The organism is Streptomyces sp. NPDC093018 (assembly GCF_040684035.1).
GTDB lineage: Bacteria > Actinomycetota > Actinomycetes > Streptomycetales > Streptomycetaceae > Streptomyces > Streptomyces murinus.
The window spans coordinates 419,980-436,043 of sequence record NZ_JBFBFF010000005.1 but is presented as its reverse complement, the minus strand read 5'-3'; the positions used below and the strand labels follow the sequence as shown (position 1 = coordinate 436,043).

The window sequence follows — 16,064 nt, the reverse complement described above, 5'->3', positions numbered from 1 at the left end:
GGCCTCCTACGCCGCGACCAGGTACGAGAAGACGGACTCCAGCGACTCGTCCGACGGCGAGACCGTGAGCAGTCGGATGCCGTGGTCCCTGGCGACCTTCGGCAGCAGAGTGGTGAAGCGGCCGAAGTCGACGGCCTGGACGCGCAGCGCGCCCTCGGTGTGGTCGACCTCGATGCCGGCGGTGGACGGGTCGGCGATCAGTGCCGCCGCGAGGGCCCGGTCGTCGCTGGAGCGCACCAGATAGCGGTGCGGACGGTCGGTCATCAGGCGGCGGATCCTGCGGTAGTCGCCGCTGGCCGCATGCCGCCCGGCGACGACGACCTCGATGTGCCGGGCGAGCTGCTCGACCTCCTCCAGGATGTGCGAGGAGAACAGCACGGTGCGGCCCTCGTCGCCCATCCTCCGCAGCAGGTCCATCAGCTGCATGCGCTGGCGCGGGTCCATGCCGTTGAACGGCTCGTCCAGCAGGAGCAGCGAGGGGTCGTGCACCAGGGCGCTGGCCATCTTCACGCGCTGGCGCATGCCCTTGGAGTACGTGGCGATCCTGCGGTCCTGGGCGTACTCCATCTCGACGGTGGCCAGGGCCCGCTGGGCGGCCTTGTCGCCGAGGCCGTGCAGCTCCGCGTTGGCCACGACGAACTCGCGCCCGGTGAGGAAGTCGTACATCGCCTCCCGCTCGGGGACGATGCCGATGTGCCGGTAGATCCCCTCGTTGCGCCACACCGGCTGTCCGTCGAGGGTGACCGTGCCGGTGGAGGGGGCGAGGAAGCCGCCCATCATGTTGATCAGGGTGGACTTCCCGGCGCCGTTGGGGCCGAGCAGGCCGGTCACGCCGGGTCCGATGGTCATGGTGATGTCGTTGACGGCGACCACGTTGCCGAACCAGCGGGAGACATGGTCGATGCTGAGGGTCGTCACAGTCCCACCTTCTTGTAGCGGCGCACCAGGAGGCCGTAGCTGCCGGCGATCAGTGCGAGGGTGACGAGGACGTAGACGATGCCCTCTCCGGTCGAGGGAGCGACCCCGCCGGGGTTCTGGGCGGTGGCGCCGAGGAAGGCGGACTGCACGCCGTCGATCAGGGTGACCGGCGAGAACAGGCCGATCCACGCGATGGCGGCGGAGTGCCCCTGGACCTCCGCGATGCCCTGGAGGGTGGAGACCGCCCCGTAGGTGATGACCAGTACGGCGATCACGGCGGCGATGCCGAAGCCGCGGCGCGGGGTGACGGCGGCGATGACCAGGCCGATGCCGGCGAAGAGCAGGGAGAGCAGGGCCACGGAGACCAGTCCCTCGGCGAATTCCTTCGTCTGGTGGGCGAAGCCCAGCTTGGACAGCAGCGCCCCCACGTACATCACCAGCAGGGGGGCGGCGGTGAGGATGAAGATCGCCGAGGCGAGCGCGGCGAACTTGGCGCGCACGTAGTCGGCGGTCTCGATCGGCCGCGAGAAGTACAGCGGGACCGTCTTGAAGCGCAGATCGCGGGAGACGGCCTGGGGCGCCTGGGAGGCGACATACAGGCTGATGACGGCCTGGAGCATGATCGCGTACCGGGTGTAGGCGACCGGCAGTTCGTGCGCCTTGGTGGCGACGGCGACGGCGACCATGATGGCGGCGGGCACGCACATGACCGCGAACAGCAGCATGGGCAGCACCTTGGACTTCACCGAGCGGCCGAGGCCGTAGGCGCCGCGCAGGGACTGCGAGTACAGGGAGCGGCGGGCGTAGGCGCGGCCGAGGCGCGGGCCGTCGTAGCCGCGGTAGCCGATGTCGTGGATCCGGGTCGTCTCGCCCGGGGGCGAGGTCAGGGGCTGCTCAACCGCCATGGCCGACGGCCTCCTTCCGCTGCTCGTCGCCGCTGTGGGCGCTGCCTTCGGCGGTGTCGGTGGTGAAAACCTCGGAGATGTGGTGCCGGCGCTGCTCCATGCGGACCAGGCCGAGGCCGAGGTCGGCGACCACGTCGCGCACCAGGTCGTACGTCTCCTCGCCCGCGGCGGTCAGCAGCAGGATGTGGCCGGCGCCGGGCAGGCCCGTGCCCTCGTGGTGGGTCTCCACCCCGCGCCCGCGCAGCGCGTCGCGGACCGCGGCGGTGCCGTCGGGGTGGGTGTCGCTGTCGGTGACCTCGATCGCGAGGGTGGTCGTGGTCTGCGTGAAGTCGGTGGTGGAGCTGGAGCGCAGCAGCTTGCCGCCGTCGATGACGACCACGTGGTCGCAGGTCCGCTCCAGCTCGCCCAGCAGGTGCGAGGTGACCAGGACGGAGATGCCGAAGTCGGAGTGGACGCGGCGGATCAGGCCGAGCATCTCGTCGCGGCCGACCGGGTCGAGGCCGTTGGTCGGCTCGTCCAGGAAGACCAGCTTGGGGTCGTGCACCAGGGCCTGCGCGAGCTTCACGCGCTGCTTCATGCCGGTGGAGTAGCCGCCGATGGGGCGATAGCGCTCCTCGTACAGGCCGACATGGCGCAGGGTGTCCGCGGTGCGCCCGCGCGCGGCCGTGGGCGGCAGCCCCGACATGCGCGCCATGTGCACGACGAACTCGGTCGCCGAGACGTCCGGCGGCAGGCAGTCGTGCTCCGGCATGTAGCCGACCTGTTCGCGGATGGCGGCGCCCTCGGTGGCGATGTCCAGGCCCAGCACCCGGGCACTGCCCTCGGTGGCGGGGGACAGCCCCAGCAGGATTTTGATCAGGGTGGACTTGCCGGCGCCGTTGGCTCCGACGAGTCCGGTCACCCCGGGCCCGATGTCCACGGACAGCCGGTCGAGCGCGGTCACCCGGGGGAACCGCTTGCTCAGGCTTTCGGTCGCGATCACAGTCACCCACCGAACGGTAGTGATCCCGGCCACGCCGGTCGTCAGACCACAGAGCCGTCTTCGGGTCCGCCCCAGGTATTACGGGACCCTAGGGGCCGCCCCTCCCTAAGGGCCACCCGGACTTGTCCCGGGCCCGCACTCCCGCCTATTGACGCCGCCTCTAACAACTGCGAGATTCACCTCTGTCAAGTTACGGACGCGTACCGCAGCCGACGCGAATCGGCCGGATCACGGGACGAGGCGGCATGACGACGGCAGTGAGCAGTGAACTCCCCACGGAGCTGCGGGGATTCAAAAAGGTGCAGCGCCTCGCCTATGAGTGCGCGGAGGCGGTCGCGGCGCGCCTGGAGCCGGGTGTGACCGAGCGTGAGGCCGCGCGGATGCAGCGGGAGTGGCTGCGCGAGCGCGGGGTGCGGGACTGGTTCCATCTGCCCTTCGCCTGGTTCGGGGACCGTACGGCGTTCGTGAACTTCCGGATCCCGCTCCAGTTCTTCCCGACCGATCGCGAGCTCGGGCCCGGAATGCCGTTCATCCTGGACATGGCCCCGGTGTTCGAGGGATACACGGCGGACATCGGCTACTCGGGGTCCCTCGGGGTGAACCCCGTACAGGACCGGCTGATGGCCGACCTGGAGGCGCATCGGGAGCTGATCCTGCGCGAGGTGCGCGAGCGGCGTCCGCTGCGCGAGATCTACGAGGACGTGGAGCGGCTGATGGTCCGCCAGGGCTACGCGAACCGGCATCGGGCCTACCCCTTCGGCGTGATCGCGCACAAGGTGGACCGGGTGCGGGAGCGCCGCTTCGCGCCCCATGTCTTCGGTTTCGGCACCCAGTCCCTGAAGGGTCTCGCCTCGGACGCGCTGCACGGCCACCGCGAGGGCTGGTCGCCGCTGTGGTCGCCGTACCGCTTCTCGGACCATCCGCCGAAGCCGGGCCTGTGGGCGGTCGAACCGCATCTGGGCTTCCGGGGCACCGGGGCGAAGTTCGAGGAGCTCCTCGTGGTCACCGACTCGAAGGACCCCGAGCAGAGCGCGTTCTGGCTGGACGACGATCTGCCGCATGTGCGGCGCTGGGCGGAGGCGAAGTGACGACCCTGAAGGGTGCGCGCGAGCGCACGGTACGGACCGGCGGAATCGAACTGTGCGTGGCCGAACTGGGCGACGCACAGCAGCCGACGGTGGTCCTGGTGCACGGCTATCCGGACAGCAAGGAGGTGTGGTCCGAGATAGCCCCGCGCCTCGCGGAGCGCTTCCATGTGGTCCTGTACGACGTCCGGGGCCACGGCCGCTCCACGGCGCCGCGGCCGTTGCGCGGCGGCTTCACGCTGGCCAAGCTCACGGACGACTTCCTGGCCGTGGTGGACGCGGTGAGCCCGGACCGCCCGGTGCATCTCGTCGGCCATGACTGGGGCTCGGTGCAGTCCTGGGAGTTCGTCACGGTCGGCCGCACGGAGGGCCGGATCGCCTCCTTCACCACCGTCTCCGGGCCGTCCCTCGACCACTTCGGGCACTGGATCAACGACCGTCTGAAGCGTCCGACGCCCCGCCGGGTGGCCCAGCTCCTGGGCCAGGGCGCCAAGTCCTGGTACGTGGGCATGCTGCACACCCCGGCCCTGCCGGAGCTGGCCTGGCGCGGCCCGCTCGGCAAGCACTGGCCGAAGCTCCTGGAGCGGGCCGAGGGCATCCCGGCCGGCGACTACCCGACCTCCTCCCTGCCCCAGGACGCGGCCCACGGCGCCTGGCTGTACCGGGACAATGTGCGGCCGCGGCTGACCCACCCCCGCCCGGACGCGTTCGCGCACGCCCCGGTGCAGCTGATCACGCCCCAGGGCGACGCGTTCCTCTCCGAGCGGCTCTACGACGACCTGGACCGCTGGGTGCCCCAGCTGACCCGGCGCACGCTCCCGGCCAAGCACTGGGCGCCGCGCACCCGGCCGGACCAGCTGACCGCCTGGATCGAGGAGTTCGTCGTATCGGTGGAGGGCGGCCGCCCCGAGCCGAAGGCGACCGGGCCCCACGCGGCGCGGTTCGGCGGGCAGCTGGTGCTGATCACCGGCGCGGGCAGCGGGATCGGCCGGGCGACGGCGTTCGCGTTCGCGGAGGCGGGCGCGCGGCTGGTGGCCGTCGACCGGGACGCGGAGGCGGCGGCCCGCACCGCGGAACTGGCCCGGCTGATCGGCGCGCCCGAGGCATGGGCCGAGACGGCGGACGTCTCGGACGAACAGGCCATGGAGAAGCTGGCCGAGCGGGTCCACCGCGCGTACGGCGTGCTGGACGTGCTGGTCAACAACGCGGGCATCGGCCTGTCCGGGTCCTTCTTCGCCACGACCACCGAGGACTGGCGCAAAGTCCTCGACGTCAACCTCTGGGGCGTGATCCACGGCTGCCGGCTCTTCGGGGCGCGGATGGCCGAGCGAGGGCAGGGCGGTCATATCGTCAACATCGCGTCCGCCGCCGCGTTCCAGCCCTCCCGGGTGCTGCCCGCCTACAGCACCTCCAAGGCGGCGGTCCTCATGCTCTCCGAGTGCCTGCGCGCGGAGCTGGCGTCCCAGGCGATCGGCGTCACGGCGATCTGCCCCGGCATCGTCAACACCAACATCACGTCCACGGCGCGCTTCGCCGGGGCCGACGAGACCGAGGAGCGGCGCCTGCAGAAGAACTCCGCGCGCCTGTACGGACTGCGCAACTACCCGCCGGAGAAGGTGGCTTCGGCGATCCTGGACGCGGTGGTCCACAACCGTCCGGTGGTGCCGGTGACACCGGAGGCGCGGGGCGCGCACTTCCTGTCCCGGGTGCTGCCGGGGGCGCTGCGCCGACTGGCGCGGGTGGAGCCGAAGGTGTGATCCGGGTGGGGTGTTGGGGACGACTGACCTCAACACCCCTACTCGCGCAGTCCAGTTGTCCACAACTTCGTCAATTCCCCTGTGGATAACCGGGGTTGTCTGTGGATCAAACGTCCCCGCGAAAACAAGCTGCGTGATCCGCGTCTCTCGCCCACCCTGGTTCCATGGACGAAGAACCCATGGACCCCATGGACGAAAGACGCACGGTCAAGGTCTCGAAGTACCTCTCCCGGCACCTCCGCCACCAGCCGGCCCGCATCGGCCTCACCCTCGACCCCGCCGGCTGGGCGGACATCGACACCCTGATCAGCGCGGCTGCCGAGCACGGCTTCCGCTTCACCCGCGAGGAGCTCGACCGGGTCGTCGCCACCAACGACAAACGGCGCTTCACGATCGACGGCGCCCGGATCCGCGCCAACCAGGGCCACACCGTCGCCGTGGACCTGGGCCTGCCACCGGCCACCCCGCCGCCGTACCTCTACCACGGCACCCACCCCCGTGCCCTTAAGTCCATCCGGGCCACCGGTCTGGAGCCCATGGACAGACATGCCGTGCACCTCTCCGCCGACCGCGACACCGCCACCCGGGTCGGCGCCCGCCGGGGCCGCCCGGTCGTCCTCGTGGTCGACGCCGGCGCCATGCACCGTGACGGCCATGTCTTCCATGTCAGCGCCAACGGCGTCTGGCTGACCGCCGCCGTGCCCCCGCGCCATCTGCGCTTCCCGGGGCCCCGCTGACCTCGCCCGCACCGCCCCGGCCCACCGCTTACCCTCGAACGCATGAGTCTGCGTCTGAGCACCGTGATCCTGCCGTACCGCCGCTGGCACGAGGGCGGCCGCGCCGCCTGGGTGCGCGCCGAGCAGCTGGGTTTCCACACGGCGTACACCTACGACCACCTGTCCTGGCGCAGCTTCCGTGACGGCCCCTGGTTCGGTGCCGTCCCCACCCTGACCGCCGCCGCGGCCGCCACCGAGCGGCTCCGCCTCGGCACCCTGGTCACCTCCCCGAACTTCCGCCACCCGGTCACCCTCGCCAAGGAACTGATCTCCCTGGACGACGTCTCCGGCGGCCGGATCACCCTGGGCATCGGCGCCGGCGGCACCGGCTTCGACGCCACCGCCCTCGGCCAGGAGCCGTGGACCCCGCGCGAGCGCGCCGACCGCTTCGCCGAGTTCGTGCCGCTGCTCGACCGGCTGCTCAGCGAGGACGCGGTGACGTACGAGGGCCGCTACTACTCGGCGGACGAGGCGCGCAACATCCCGGGCTGCGTCCAGCGCCCCCGGCTGCCGTTCGCCGTCGCCGCCACCGGCCCGCGCGGGCTGCGGCTCGCCGCGCGCCACGGCCAGGCATGGGTGACCACGGGCGACCCGAAGCTGTACGAGACGGGCACCCCGGAGCAGTCGGTGGAGGCGCTGCGCGGGCAGCTGGCCCGGCTGTCCGACGCCTGCGCGGAGGCCGGCCGTGACGTCGCCGGCATGGACAAGATCCTGCTCACCGGCTTCACCCCGGACCGCGGCCGGCCGCTCACCTCGCTGGACGCGTTCGTGGACTTCGCCGGGCGCCACCGGGACCTCGGCTTCACCGAGATCGTCCTGCACTGGCCCATCCCGGACTCCGACTTCGCCGCGGACGAGAAGATCTTCGAGCGGATCGCCATGGAGGGCCTCGCCCAGCTGGGCTGACATGACCCGCGGCACGCTCAGGTGTGTCCCGGGACACCTTGTGAGGCGGGCGGGGCGCCCGGAGCGTCATCTGTGTCTCATCTGTGCACACTTCCGCACGCCCGTGCGGGCATATGCGCGAGAATGACCGGATGACCTCAGCGACCAGGCAACCCGGGACCCCTGCCGCCGCGATCCGCCCGCGGCTGATCGCCACCGACCTCGACGGCACCCTGCTGCACGACGACAAGTCGGTCTCCCCGCGGACCGTCGCCGCCCTGGCCGCCGCCGAGCAGGCGGGCATCGAGGTCTTCTTCGTCACCGGCCGCCCGGCCCGCTGGATGGACGTCGTCAGCGACCATGTCCACGGCCACGGCCTGGCCATCTGCGGCAATGGCGCCGCCGTGGTCGACCTGCATGGCGGCCCCGGCGCCCACCGGTTCACCAAGGTGCGCGAACTGGCCCGCGGCAACGCCCTGGAAGCCGTCCGGCTGCTGCGCCGGGCCGCGCCCGGCACGGTGTTCGCGGTCGAGCAGACCTACGGCTTCCACCAGGAGCCCGCCTATCCCCGGCTGCACATGGAGGTGCCGGGCCACCGGCTGCCCGCCGAGGAGCTGCTCGCGCCGGACGGCCCGACCGCCGCGCAGCCCGTGCTCAAGATCCTCGCCCACCACGCCACCCTCGACCCGGACGCCTTCCTCACCCTGGCCCGGCTGGCCGTCGGCGAGCGCGCCACGGTCACCCGCTCCAGCCCCAGCGCCCTGCTGGAACTCAGCGGCCCGGGCGTCTCCAAGGCCAGCACGCTCGCCCTGTGCTGTGCCGAGCGCGGCATCTCCCACGAGGAGGTCGTCGCCTTCGGGGACATGCCCAACGACATCGAGATGCTGACCTGGGCCGGACAGTCCTACGCCATGGGCAACGCCCACCCCGACGCCGTCGCCGCCGCCTCCGGCCGCACCGCCGCCAATACGGAGGACGGCGTGGCGATCGTGATCGAGCGCCTGCTCGACCAGCACGGCTAGACCGGGCCGGACGAGGGCCCCTGGGTCACCGTCCGCCGACACCTCGTCCGCGGGCGGCGCCCCGGGCTCTCACCGCGGTCTCACCGTGCTCCCACCAGCGACTCGGCCTCCGCCTCGCGGCGCACCATCTCACGCAGCGGACCGTCCACCGCGGCGAGTTCCGCGTAGGGGCCCCGCTGTACGACGCGGCCCGCGTCGAGCACCAGGATCTCGTCCACCTCGTCGAGACCGGCGAGCCGGTGGGTGATCAGCAGGGTCGTACGGCCCTCGGTGGCGGCCAGCAGATCGGCGGTGAGCGCGTCGGCCGTCGGCAGGTCCAGGTGCTCGGCCGGCTCGTCCAGGACCAGCACGGGGAAGTCGGCGAGCAGCGCGCGGGCCAGCGCGAGGCGCTGCCGCTGGCCGCCGGACAGCCGTGCCCCGTGCTCGCCGACCAGGGTGTCCAGGCCGTCGGGCAGCCCGTCCACCCAGTCGAGCAGCCGGGCCCGTGCCAGCGCCCCGCGCAGCTCGGCCTCGGTGGCGCCCTTCCTGGCCAGCAGCAGGTTCTCGCGCACCGAGCTGTCGAAGAGATGCGCGTCCTGGGCGCACAGGCCGACCAGCCGCCGCACCTCGTCGCCGGACAGCTCGGGGGCGTTCACCCCGGCGAGGGTGTAGGAGCCGGAGCGCGGGTCGAGGAAGCGCAGCAGCACCTGGGCAAGGGTCGTCTTGCCGGAGCCGGAGGCCCCCACCACGGCGATCCGGCGGCCCTGCTCCAGCGTCAGGTCGAGCCCGGCCAGCGCCTCCCCGTGCTGCCCCTCGTGCCGTGCGGCCAGCCCCTTGAGGACCAGCGGGAAGGGCGTCACGGGCGCCGGACGGGGCCGCTCGGGCTCGCGCACCGGCTCCGGCGCGTCCAGCACCTCCCGCACCCGCTCCGCGCTGCGCCGCACCCGCTGCCGGTGGCGGACGGCGAGCGGCATCCCGAGTACGGCCTCGAACGCGGCCAGCGGGGTGAGGACGACGACGGCCAGCGCGACGCCGCCGAGCCGTCCGGCCGCCACCGCCTGGACACCGATCAGCGCCATGGCCGTGACGGTCAGGCCGGAGACCAGTGCGGTGAGCCCGTCGCCGAGGGCGGTGACGGCGGCGGCGCGGGAGGCGATCCGGGTCAGGGTGCCGTCCGCCCGCTTGGCCGCGCCGGTACGGGCGGGCAGCGCGCCGGCCACGGTCAGCTCGGCGGTGCCGGTGAGCAGATCGGTGACGCGGGTCGCCAGTTCGCCGCGGGCGGGGGCCAGTCGGCGCTCGGTGTGCCGGGCCGCGGCCGCGGTCACCAGGGGCACCCCGGCCCCGGCCGCGAGCAGGCCCACCGCGAGGACGGCGCCCGCCTCGGGGAGCAGCCAGGCCGTGAAGCCGACGGTCGCGCCGGAGACGAGCAGGGCGACGGAGGCGGGCAGCAGCCAGCGCAGCCAGTAGTCCTGGAGCTCGTCGACGTCCGCGACCAGGCGGGTCAGCAGATCGCCGCGGCGGGCGTCGCGCAGCCCGGCGGGGGCCAGGCGTTCGAGCCGCCGGTAGACCGCGACCCGGGTGTCGGCCAGCATCCGCAGCACGGCGTCGTGCGAGACCAGCCGCTCGGCATAGCGGAACACGGCCCGCCCGATCCCGAACGCCCGCGTCGCCGTCACGGCCACCATCAGATAGAGCACCGGCGGCTGCTGCGACGCCCGTGAGATCAGCCATCCCGAGGTCGCCATCAACCCCACGGCGCTCCCGAGCGCGAGGCTCCCCAGCACCAACGCCAGCGCCAACCGCCCGCGCCGGGCCCCGGCCAGCCCACGGACCCAGCGGAGGGTGCTGCGGGGGTGGTCCGTTGTCCCGGGCAACCCGGATACCGGCAACGTCTCGAAGGACGCGGCGTCGAATCCTTCGGTCTCACCTTCCAGTGCCGGGTTTTGGGTGGCGGGTGGGCAAGGGCGGGGGTCCAGGGGGCGGAGCCCCTGGGTACGCCCGGTGTCCCCAGCCGCACCCGCCGACGCGGCGCCGGGCTCCAGTCGTACGACCCTGTCGGCCACCTCCAGCAGCGCGGGCCGATGCACGACCACCAGCACCGTGCGGCCCACCGCGAGCCGCCGCACCGCCGAGACGACCTCCGCCTCGGTCACCCCGTCCAACGCCGCCGTCGGCTCGTCCAGCACCAGTACCGGCCGGTCCGACAGGAACGCCCGCGCCAACGCCAACCGCTGCCGCTGTCCCGCCGAGAGCCCCGCCCCGTCCTCCCCGAGCACCGTGCCGGCCCCCTCCGGCAACGCGGCCACGAACTCCCACGCCCCCGCGTCCCGCAACGCCCGCCGCACCGCCTCGTCGTCCGCCGAGGGCCGCGCCAGCCGTACGTTCTCCGCGATCGTCCCGGCATATAGATGCGGCCGCTGCGGCACCCAGGCGATCCGCGACCGCCACTGCGCCGGATCCAGTTCGGCGAGGTCGACCCCGCCGACCCGCACCCGCCCCGCGGCGGGCCGTACGAACCCCAGCAGCACGTTCAGCAGCGTGGACTTGCCCACCCCGCTCGGCCCGACCAGTGCCACGGTCTCCCCGGGCTCGACGGTGAACGACACCTCGCTCACCGCGTCCACGGACCGCCCGGGATACCGCACGGTGACCGACTCGAAGGCCACCGCACCCGACGGCACCGCGGCGGTCCCAGGCACTGGCACCGGCGTCTCCAGCACCTCGAAGATCTCCTCCGCGGCGGCCAGTCCCTCCGCCGCCGCGTGGTACTGCGCCCCCACCTGGCGCAGCGGCAGATACGCCTCCGGCGCCAGCACCAGGATCACCAGCCCGATGTACAGATCCATGTCGCCGTGGACCAGCCGCATGCCGATCGTCACGGCCACCAGCGCCACCGACAGCGTGGCGAGCAGCTCCAGCGCGAAGGAGGAGATGAAGGCGATCCGCAGGGTCCGCATGGTCGCCTGGCGGTACTCACCGGTGATCCGCCGGATGGACTCGGCCTGTGCCTTGGCCCGGCCGAACACCTTCAGCGTGGGCAGTCCCTCGACCACGTCCAGGAAGTGACCGGACAGCCGGGACAGCAGCCGCCACTGCCGGTCCGTGCGCGCCTGTGTGGCCCAGCCGATCAGCATCATGAACAGCGGAATGAGCGGCAGGGTGCCGACGATGATCGCCGCCGACACCCAGTCCTCGGTGACGATCCGCGCCAGCACCGCCACCGGCACCACCACCGCGAGCCCCAACTGCGGCAGATAGCGCGAGAAGTAGTCGTCGAGGGCGTCGACCCCGCGCGTGGCCAGGTTGACCAGCGAGCCGGTGCGCTGCCCGCCGAGCCACTCGGGTCCGAGCTCCGCCGCCCGCTCCAGCAGCCGCCCCCGCAGCTCGGACTTCACCGCCGCGCTCGCCCGGTGGGCGGCACCTTCGGTGAGCCAGGCGACCAGGGCCCGCCCCACGGACACCGCCACCAGGAGCAGCAGGGGAGTGGTCAGTTCGGCGAGGGAACGCCCGTGCTGGAAGGCACCGACGACCACCTCGGCGAGGAGCATCGCCTGGCCGATGACCAGCCCGGCGCCGACGGCACCCAGGGCGACGACCGCCACCAGGAAGAAGCGGGTGGCGCGGGCGTACCGCAGCAGACGAGGATCGACTGGTTTCACGTGAAACACACCCTCGGCGGACTCAGTGTGCGGCTTCGGCGATGTGCTGCGTGCCGATCCGCTTGCGGAACACCCAGTAGGTCCAACCCTGGTAGAGCACCACCAGCGGGGTGGCGATCACCGCGAGCCAGGTCATGATCTTCAAGGTGTACGGGCTGGACGAGGCATTGCTGACCGTCAGGCTCCACGCGCCGTTGAGGGTGGACGGCATGACATTCGGGAAGAGCGACAGGAAGAGCATCGCCACGGCCGCCACGATGGTGAGGCCGGACAGGCTGAACGCCCAGCCCTCGCGCCCGAGTTGGTTGGCCAGCAGCGCGCCCACCAGGGCGAGGACCGCCACGACCAGGGCGATCAGGCTCTTGCCGTCGCCGCTGTCGGTCTGCGTCCACAGCAGGAAGCCCACCGCCAGCACGGCGGCGACGAGACCGGCCCACAGGGCCAGCTTCCGCGCCCGCCCCCGGATGTCGCCGACGGTCTTGAGCGCCGTGAACACCGCCCCGTGGAAGGTGAACAGCGTGAGCGTCACCAGTCCGCCGAGCAGGGCGTAGGGGTTGAGCAGGTCCCAGAAGGTGCCGACGTACTCGAAGTGCTGGTCGATCTTGACGCCCCGCACGATGTTCCCGAAGGCCACGCCCCACAGGAACGCCGGGAGCAGGGAGGTCCAGAAGATCGCCGTCTCCCAGTTGCGCTGCCAGTTCTCCTCGGGCCGCTTCGCCCGGTACTCGAAGGCCACGCCCCGCACGATCAGGCAGACCAGGATGGCCAGCAGGGGCAGATAGAAGCCGGAGAAGAGGGTGGCGTACCAGTCGGGGAAGGCGGCGAAGGTCGCGCCGCCCGCCGTGAGCAGCCACACCTCGTTGCCGTCCCAGACGGGGCCGATGGTGTTGATGAGCACCCGCCGCTCGGCCCGATCCCGGGCCAGCAGCTTGGTGAGGATCCCGACCCCGAAGTCGAAGCCCTCCAGGAAGAAGTAGCCGGTCCACAGGACGGCGATCAGCACGAACCAGACGTCGTGAAGTTCCATGACTGTTCCCTCGGCCTAGTACGAGAAGGCCATCGGCCGGTCGGCGTCACTGGTGTCGCCGCCGATCTTCGTGGGCGGGTTGAGGTCGTCCTCGGTCAGCTCGGGCGGACCGGCCTTGATGTACTTCGCGAGCAGCTTGACCTCGATCACCGCGAGGACCGCGTACAGCGAGGTGAAGACGATCATCGAGGTGAGGACCTCGCCCTGGGAGACTCCGGGGGAGACCGCGTCCCGGGTCTGGAGCACGCCGTAGACGACCCACGGCTGACGGCCCATCTCGGTGAAGATCCAGCCCCAGGAGTTGGCGATCAGCGGGAAGGCCATGGTCCAGGTCGCGATGCGCCAGTACCAGGGCGTCAGCCCGGGGCCGAGCGCCTTCTTGCGGAAGAGCACCAGATGCGGCACCTCGTCCTCGCCGACCCACAGATGCTCCGGCAGCATGAACTTCTTGCGGGTCAGCCAGAGCCCGGCCAGACCGATGGCGAAGGACGCCATGCCGAAGCCGATCATCCAGCGGAAGCCCCAGAAGGCGACGGGGATGTTGGGCCGGTAGTCGCCGGGCCCGAACCGCTGCTGCTCGGCCTTGTTGACATCGTTGATCCCGGGGACCTCCGACGTGAAGTTGTCGTCGGCGAGGAAGGAGAGCAGGCCGGGTATCTCGATCGCGACCGTGTTGTGGCCCTTCTCCACATCGCCGTAGGCGAAGATCGAGAACGGCGCCGGCTTCTGGCCGTCCCACAGCGCCTCGGCGGCGGCCATCTTCATCGGCTGCTGCTTGAACATGACCTTGCCGAGGGTGTCGCCGCTGACCGCGGTGAGCATGCCGGCGATGACCACGGTGATCAGACCGAGCCGCAGCGAGGTCTTCATCTCGCGGATGTGCTTCTTGCGGGCCAGGTGGTAGGCGGAGATGCCGACCATGAAGGCGCCACCGGTCAGGAACGCGGCGGCCAGCGTGTGGAAGGCCTGGCTCAGCGCGGTGTTCTGGGTGAGCACCGCCAGGAAGTCGGTGAGCTCGGCGCGCCCCCTGGCCTTGTCGATCTTGTAGCCGACCGGGTGCTGCATCCAGGAGTTGGCCGCGAGGATGAAGTACGCCGACAGGATCGTGCCGATCGAGACCATCCAGATGCAGGCCAGGTGGATCTTCTTCGGCAGCTTGTCCCAGCCGAAGATCCACAGCCCGATGAACGTGGACTCGAAGAAGAACGCGATCAGCGCCTCGAAGGCGAGCGGGGCGCCGAAGATGTCACCGACGAAGCGCGAGTAGGCGGACCAGTTCATGCCGAACTGGAACTCCTGCACGATGCCGGTGACCACACCCATCGCGATGTTGATCAGGAAGAGCTTCCCCCAGAACTTCGTCGCTCTGAGGTACTTCTCCTTCTCCGTGCGCACCCAGGCCGTCTGCAACCCGGCCGTGAGGGCGGCCAGGGAGATCGTCAGCGGGACGAACAGGAAGTGGTAGACGGTCGTGATGCCGAACTGCCAGCGCGCCAGTGTCTCCGGCGCCAATGCCAGGTCCACGTCGTCACTCTCCTTACTACGCCGTGGTACTGCGGCGATTCGCCCCGACTGTCACCTACATACGGGGCAAACGGGACGCGCTTGTGAACGCGTTCACATTCACAAGCCATTATGGCGCACCAGTTTTAGGCCAGGAAGTCCGGGGCCGTTCCCTTGCCTCGGAGTCAAGATTTCCGAAGTCCCCGACACGTCCCTTCGAAGGGGCCGTTACTCGGGCATGGATCTTCGGACCGCGGGTAACCCCCGCCGTGAGCAGCGAAGATGTCGCCGATGTCCCTGTTTCACGTGAAACGGGCGCCCGGCAGAGCCGGGCGCCCGTGGTGTCCTCCGGCGTGAGCCGGATTACAGCTGCGTCGTGAGCAGGATTACAGGTCCTTGTGGAAGGCCTCCGAGACCTTCAGGAAGATGTCGTTCGCCTCGGCCTCGCCGATCGTGACCCGGGCACCCTCGCCCGCGAACGGCCGGACCACGACACCGTGCTCCTCACAGGCCTGCGCGAACTCCGTCGTACGCTCCCCGAGCCTCATCCACACGAAGTTGGCCTGCGTCTCCGGCACCGTCCAGCCCTGCGCGCGCAGCGCGTCGACCACGCGGTTGCGCTCGCAGACCAGCGAGCCGACCCGGCCCAGCAGCTCGTCCTCGGCCCGCAAGGAGGCGATCGCCGCCTCCTGCGCCAGCTGGCTCACGCCGAACGGCACCGCTGTCTTGCGCAGCGCGGCGGCCACCGGCTCATGGGCGATCGCGAAACCGACCCGCAGCCCGGCGAGGCCGTACGCCTTGGAGAAGGTCCGCAGAACGCAGACATTGGGCCGCTCCCGGTACAGCTCGACGCCGTCGGGCACCTCGGGGTCGCGGATGAACTCCCGGTACGCCTCGTCCAGCACCACCAGGACGTCCTTCGGCACCCGGTCCAGGAAGCGCTCCAGCTCGGCCCGCCGTACCACCGTGCCGGTCGGGTTGTTCGGGTTGCAGACGAAGATCAGCCGCGTCCGGTCGGTGATCGCCTCCGCCATCGCGTCCAGGTCGTGCACATCGCCGGACGTGAGCGGCACCTGCACCGACCGGGCCCCGTTGATCTGCGTGATGATCGGGTACGCCTCGAAGGAGCGCCAGGCGTAGATCACCTCGTCGCCGGGACCGCTGGTCGCCTGGATCAGCTGCTGGGCCACGCCCACCGAGCCTGTGCCGGTGGCCACGTGGGAGGCAGGCACCCCGAAGCGCTCCGCCAGCTCCTCCGTCAGGGCGGCACACGCCATGTCGGGGTAGCGGTTGAAGGAGGCGGCGGCCGCGGTCACGCGCTCCAGCACGCCGGGCAGCGGCGGGTACGGGTTCTCGTTCGAGGACAGCTTGTAGGCGACCGGTCCGTCGGACGCGGCCGGCTTGCCCGGCTTGTAGGTGGGGATACCCTCCAGCTCGGCGCGCAGCTTGGGGCTCGTCTCGCTCACCGCAGTCCTCCTCGCGACCACCGGCGGACCGTCGACGCCGCCGGCTTCCAATACTGCTCACCATATGAGGATTCGGCTGCCCTGAGTACTGGCCGTGGGC

Annotated in this window: 12 protein-coding genes; 5 read left to right on the top strand and 7 right to left on the bottom strand. The window is 71.3% G+C overall.

Going from position 1 to position 16,064, the window contains the following annotated elements; translation table 11 throughout:
• Positions 1–6: 6 nt before the first annotated feature.
• Genes AB0N90_RS15270 through AB0N90_RS15260 form a run of 3 tightly spaced genes read right to left on the bottom strand, consistent with a single transcriptional unit; the run spans position 7 to position 2,805 of the window.
• Positions 7–918 carry an ABC transporter ATP-binding protein gene (locus tag AB0N90_RS15270; protein ID WP_361671905.1) on the bottom strand — a complete coding sequence of 304 codons (912 nt, stop codon included), beginning with the start codon at positions 916–918 and terminating at the stop codon, positions 7–9.
• Positions 915–1,823 (bottom strand): ABC transporter permease, encoded by a 909-nt coding sequence (locus tag AB0N90_RS15265; protein ID WP_365196514.1) that lies wholly within the window; start codon positions 1,821–1,823, stop codon positions 915–917. The genes AB0N90_RS15270 and AB0N90_RS15265 overlap by 4 nt, the downstream gene beginning before the upstream one ends.
• Positions 1,813–2,805 (bottom strand): ABC transporter ATP-binding protein, encoded by a 993-nt coding sequence (locus AB0N90_RS15260; protein ID WP_365196745.1) that lies wholly within the window; start codon positions 2,803–2,805, stop codon positions 1,813–1,815. Before AB0N90_RS15260 ends, AB0N90_RS15265 begins: the two co-directional genes overlap by 11 nt.
• A gap of 245 nt (positions 2,806–3,050) precedes the next feature.
• Between AB0N90_RS15260 and AB0N90_RS15255 the strand changes: the two genes are divergently transcribed.
• From AB0N90_RS15255 to AB0N90_RS15235, 5 genes are all read left to right on the top strand, one after another.
• Positions 3,051–3,893, top strand: coding sequence for a M24 family metallopeptidase (locus AB0N90_RS15255; RefSeq protein WP_365196512.1), 843 nt, complete (start codon positions 3,051–3,053; stop codon positions 3,891–3,893).
• Complete coding sequence (locus AB0N90_RS15250; protein ID WP_365196509.1) at positions 3,890–5,647, top strand: SDR family oxidoreductase; 1,758 nt, start codon at positions 3,890–3,892, stop codon at positions 5,645–5,647. The genes AB0N90_RS15255 and AB0N90_RS15250 overlap by 4 nt, the downstream gene beginning before the upstream one ends.
• A 188-nt stretch (positions 5,648–5,835) precedes the next feature.
• Positions 5,836–6,384, top strand: a complete 549-nt coding sequence (locus tag AB0N90_RS15245) for an RNA 2'-phosphotransferase (protein WP_365196743.1) — start codon at positions 5,836–5,838, stop codon at positions 6,382–6,384.
• A gap of 42 nt (positions 6,385–6,426) precedes the next feature.
• A complete protein-coding gene (locus tag AB0N90_RS15240) occupies positions 6,427–7,329 on the top strand; it encodes an LLM class flavin-dependent oxidoreductase (RefSeq protein ID WP_365196507.1) in 903 nt (300 codons plus the stop codon).
• Between the two features lie 131 nt (positions 7,330–7,460).
• Entirely contained in the window at positions 7,461–8,330 is an 870-nt protein-coding gene (locus AB0N90_RS15235) for an HAD-IIB family hydrolase (RefSeq protein ID WP_361671917.1), read from the top strand.
• An 80-nt stretch (positions 8,331–8,410) separates the two neighbouring features.
• Here the strand turns inward: AB0N90_RS15235 and cydD are convergent, their stop codons facing one another.
• The 4 genes from cydD to hisC all read right to left on the bottom strand — a co-directional run bounded on the left by cydD (position 8,411) and on the right by hisC (position 15,964).
• Entirely contained in the window at positions 8,411–11,968 is a 3,558-nt protein-coding gene (gene cydD / locus AB0N90_RS15230) for a thiol reductant ABC exporter subunit CydD (RefSeq protein ID WP_365196504.1), read from the bottom strand.
• A 22-nt stretch (positions 11,969–11,990) separates the two neighbouring features.
• Entirely contained in the window at positions 11,991–12,995 is a 1,005-nt protein-coding gene (gene cydB, locus AB0N90_RS15225; protein WP_365196501.1) for a cytochrome d ubiquinol oxidase subunit II, read from the bottom strand.
• A 15-nt stretch (positions 12,996–13,010) separates the two neighbouring features.
• Positions 13,011–14,519: a cytochrome ubiquinol oxidase subunit I gene (locus AB0N90_RS15220; RefSeq protein ID WP_365196499.1), complete on the bottom strand. Its 1,509-nt coding sequence runs from the start codon at positions 14,517–14,519 to the stop codon at positions 13,011–13,013.
• Positions 14,520–14,884: 365 nt separating this feature from the next.
• The gene (gene hisC / locus AB0N90_RS15215) at positions 14,885–15,964 is read right to left on the bottom strand and encodes a histidinol-phosphate transaminase (RefSeq protein WP_365196497.1); all 1,080 of its coding nucleotides are present in this window, start codon (positions 15,962–15,964) and stop codon (positions 14,885–14,887) included.
• Positions 15,965–16,064 lie beyond the last annotated feature (100 nt).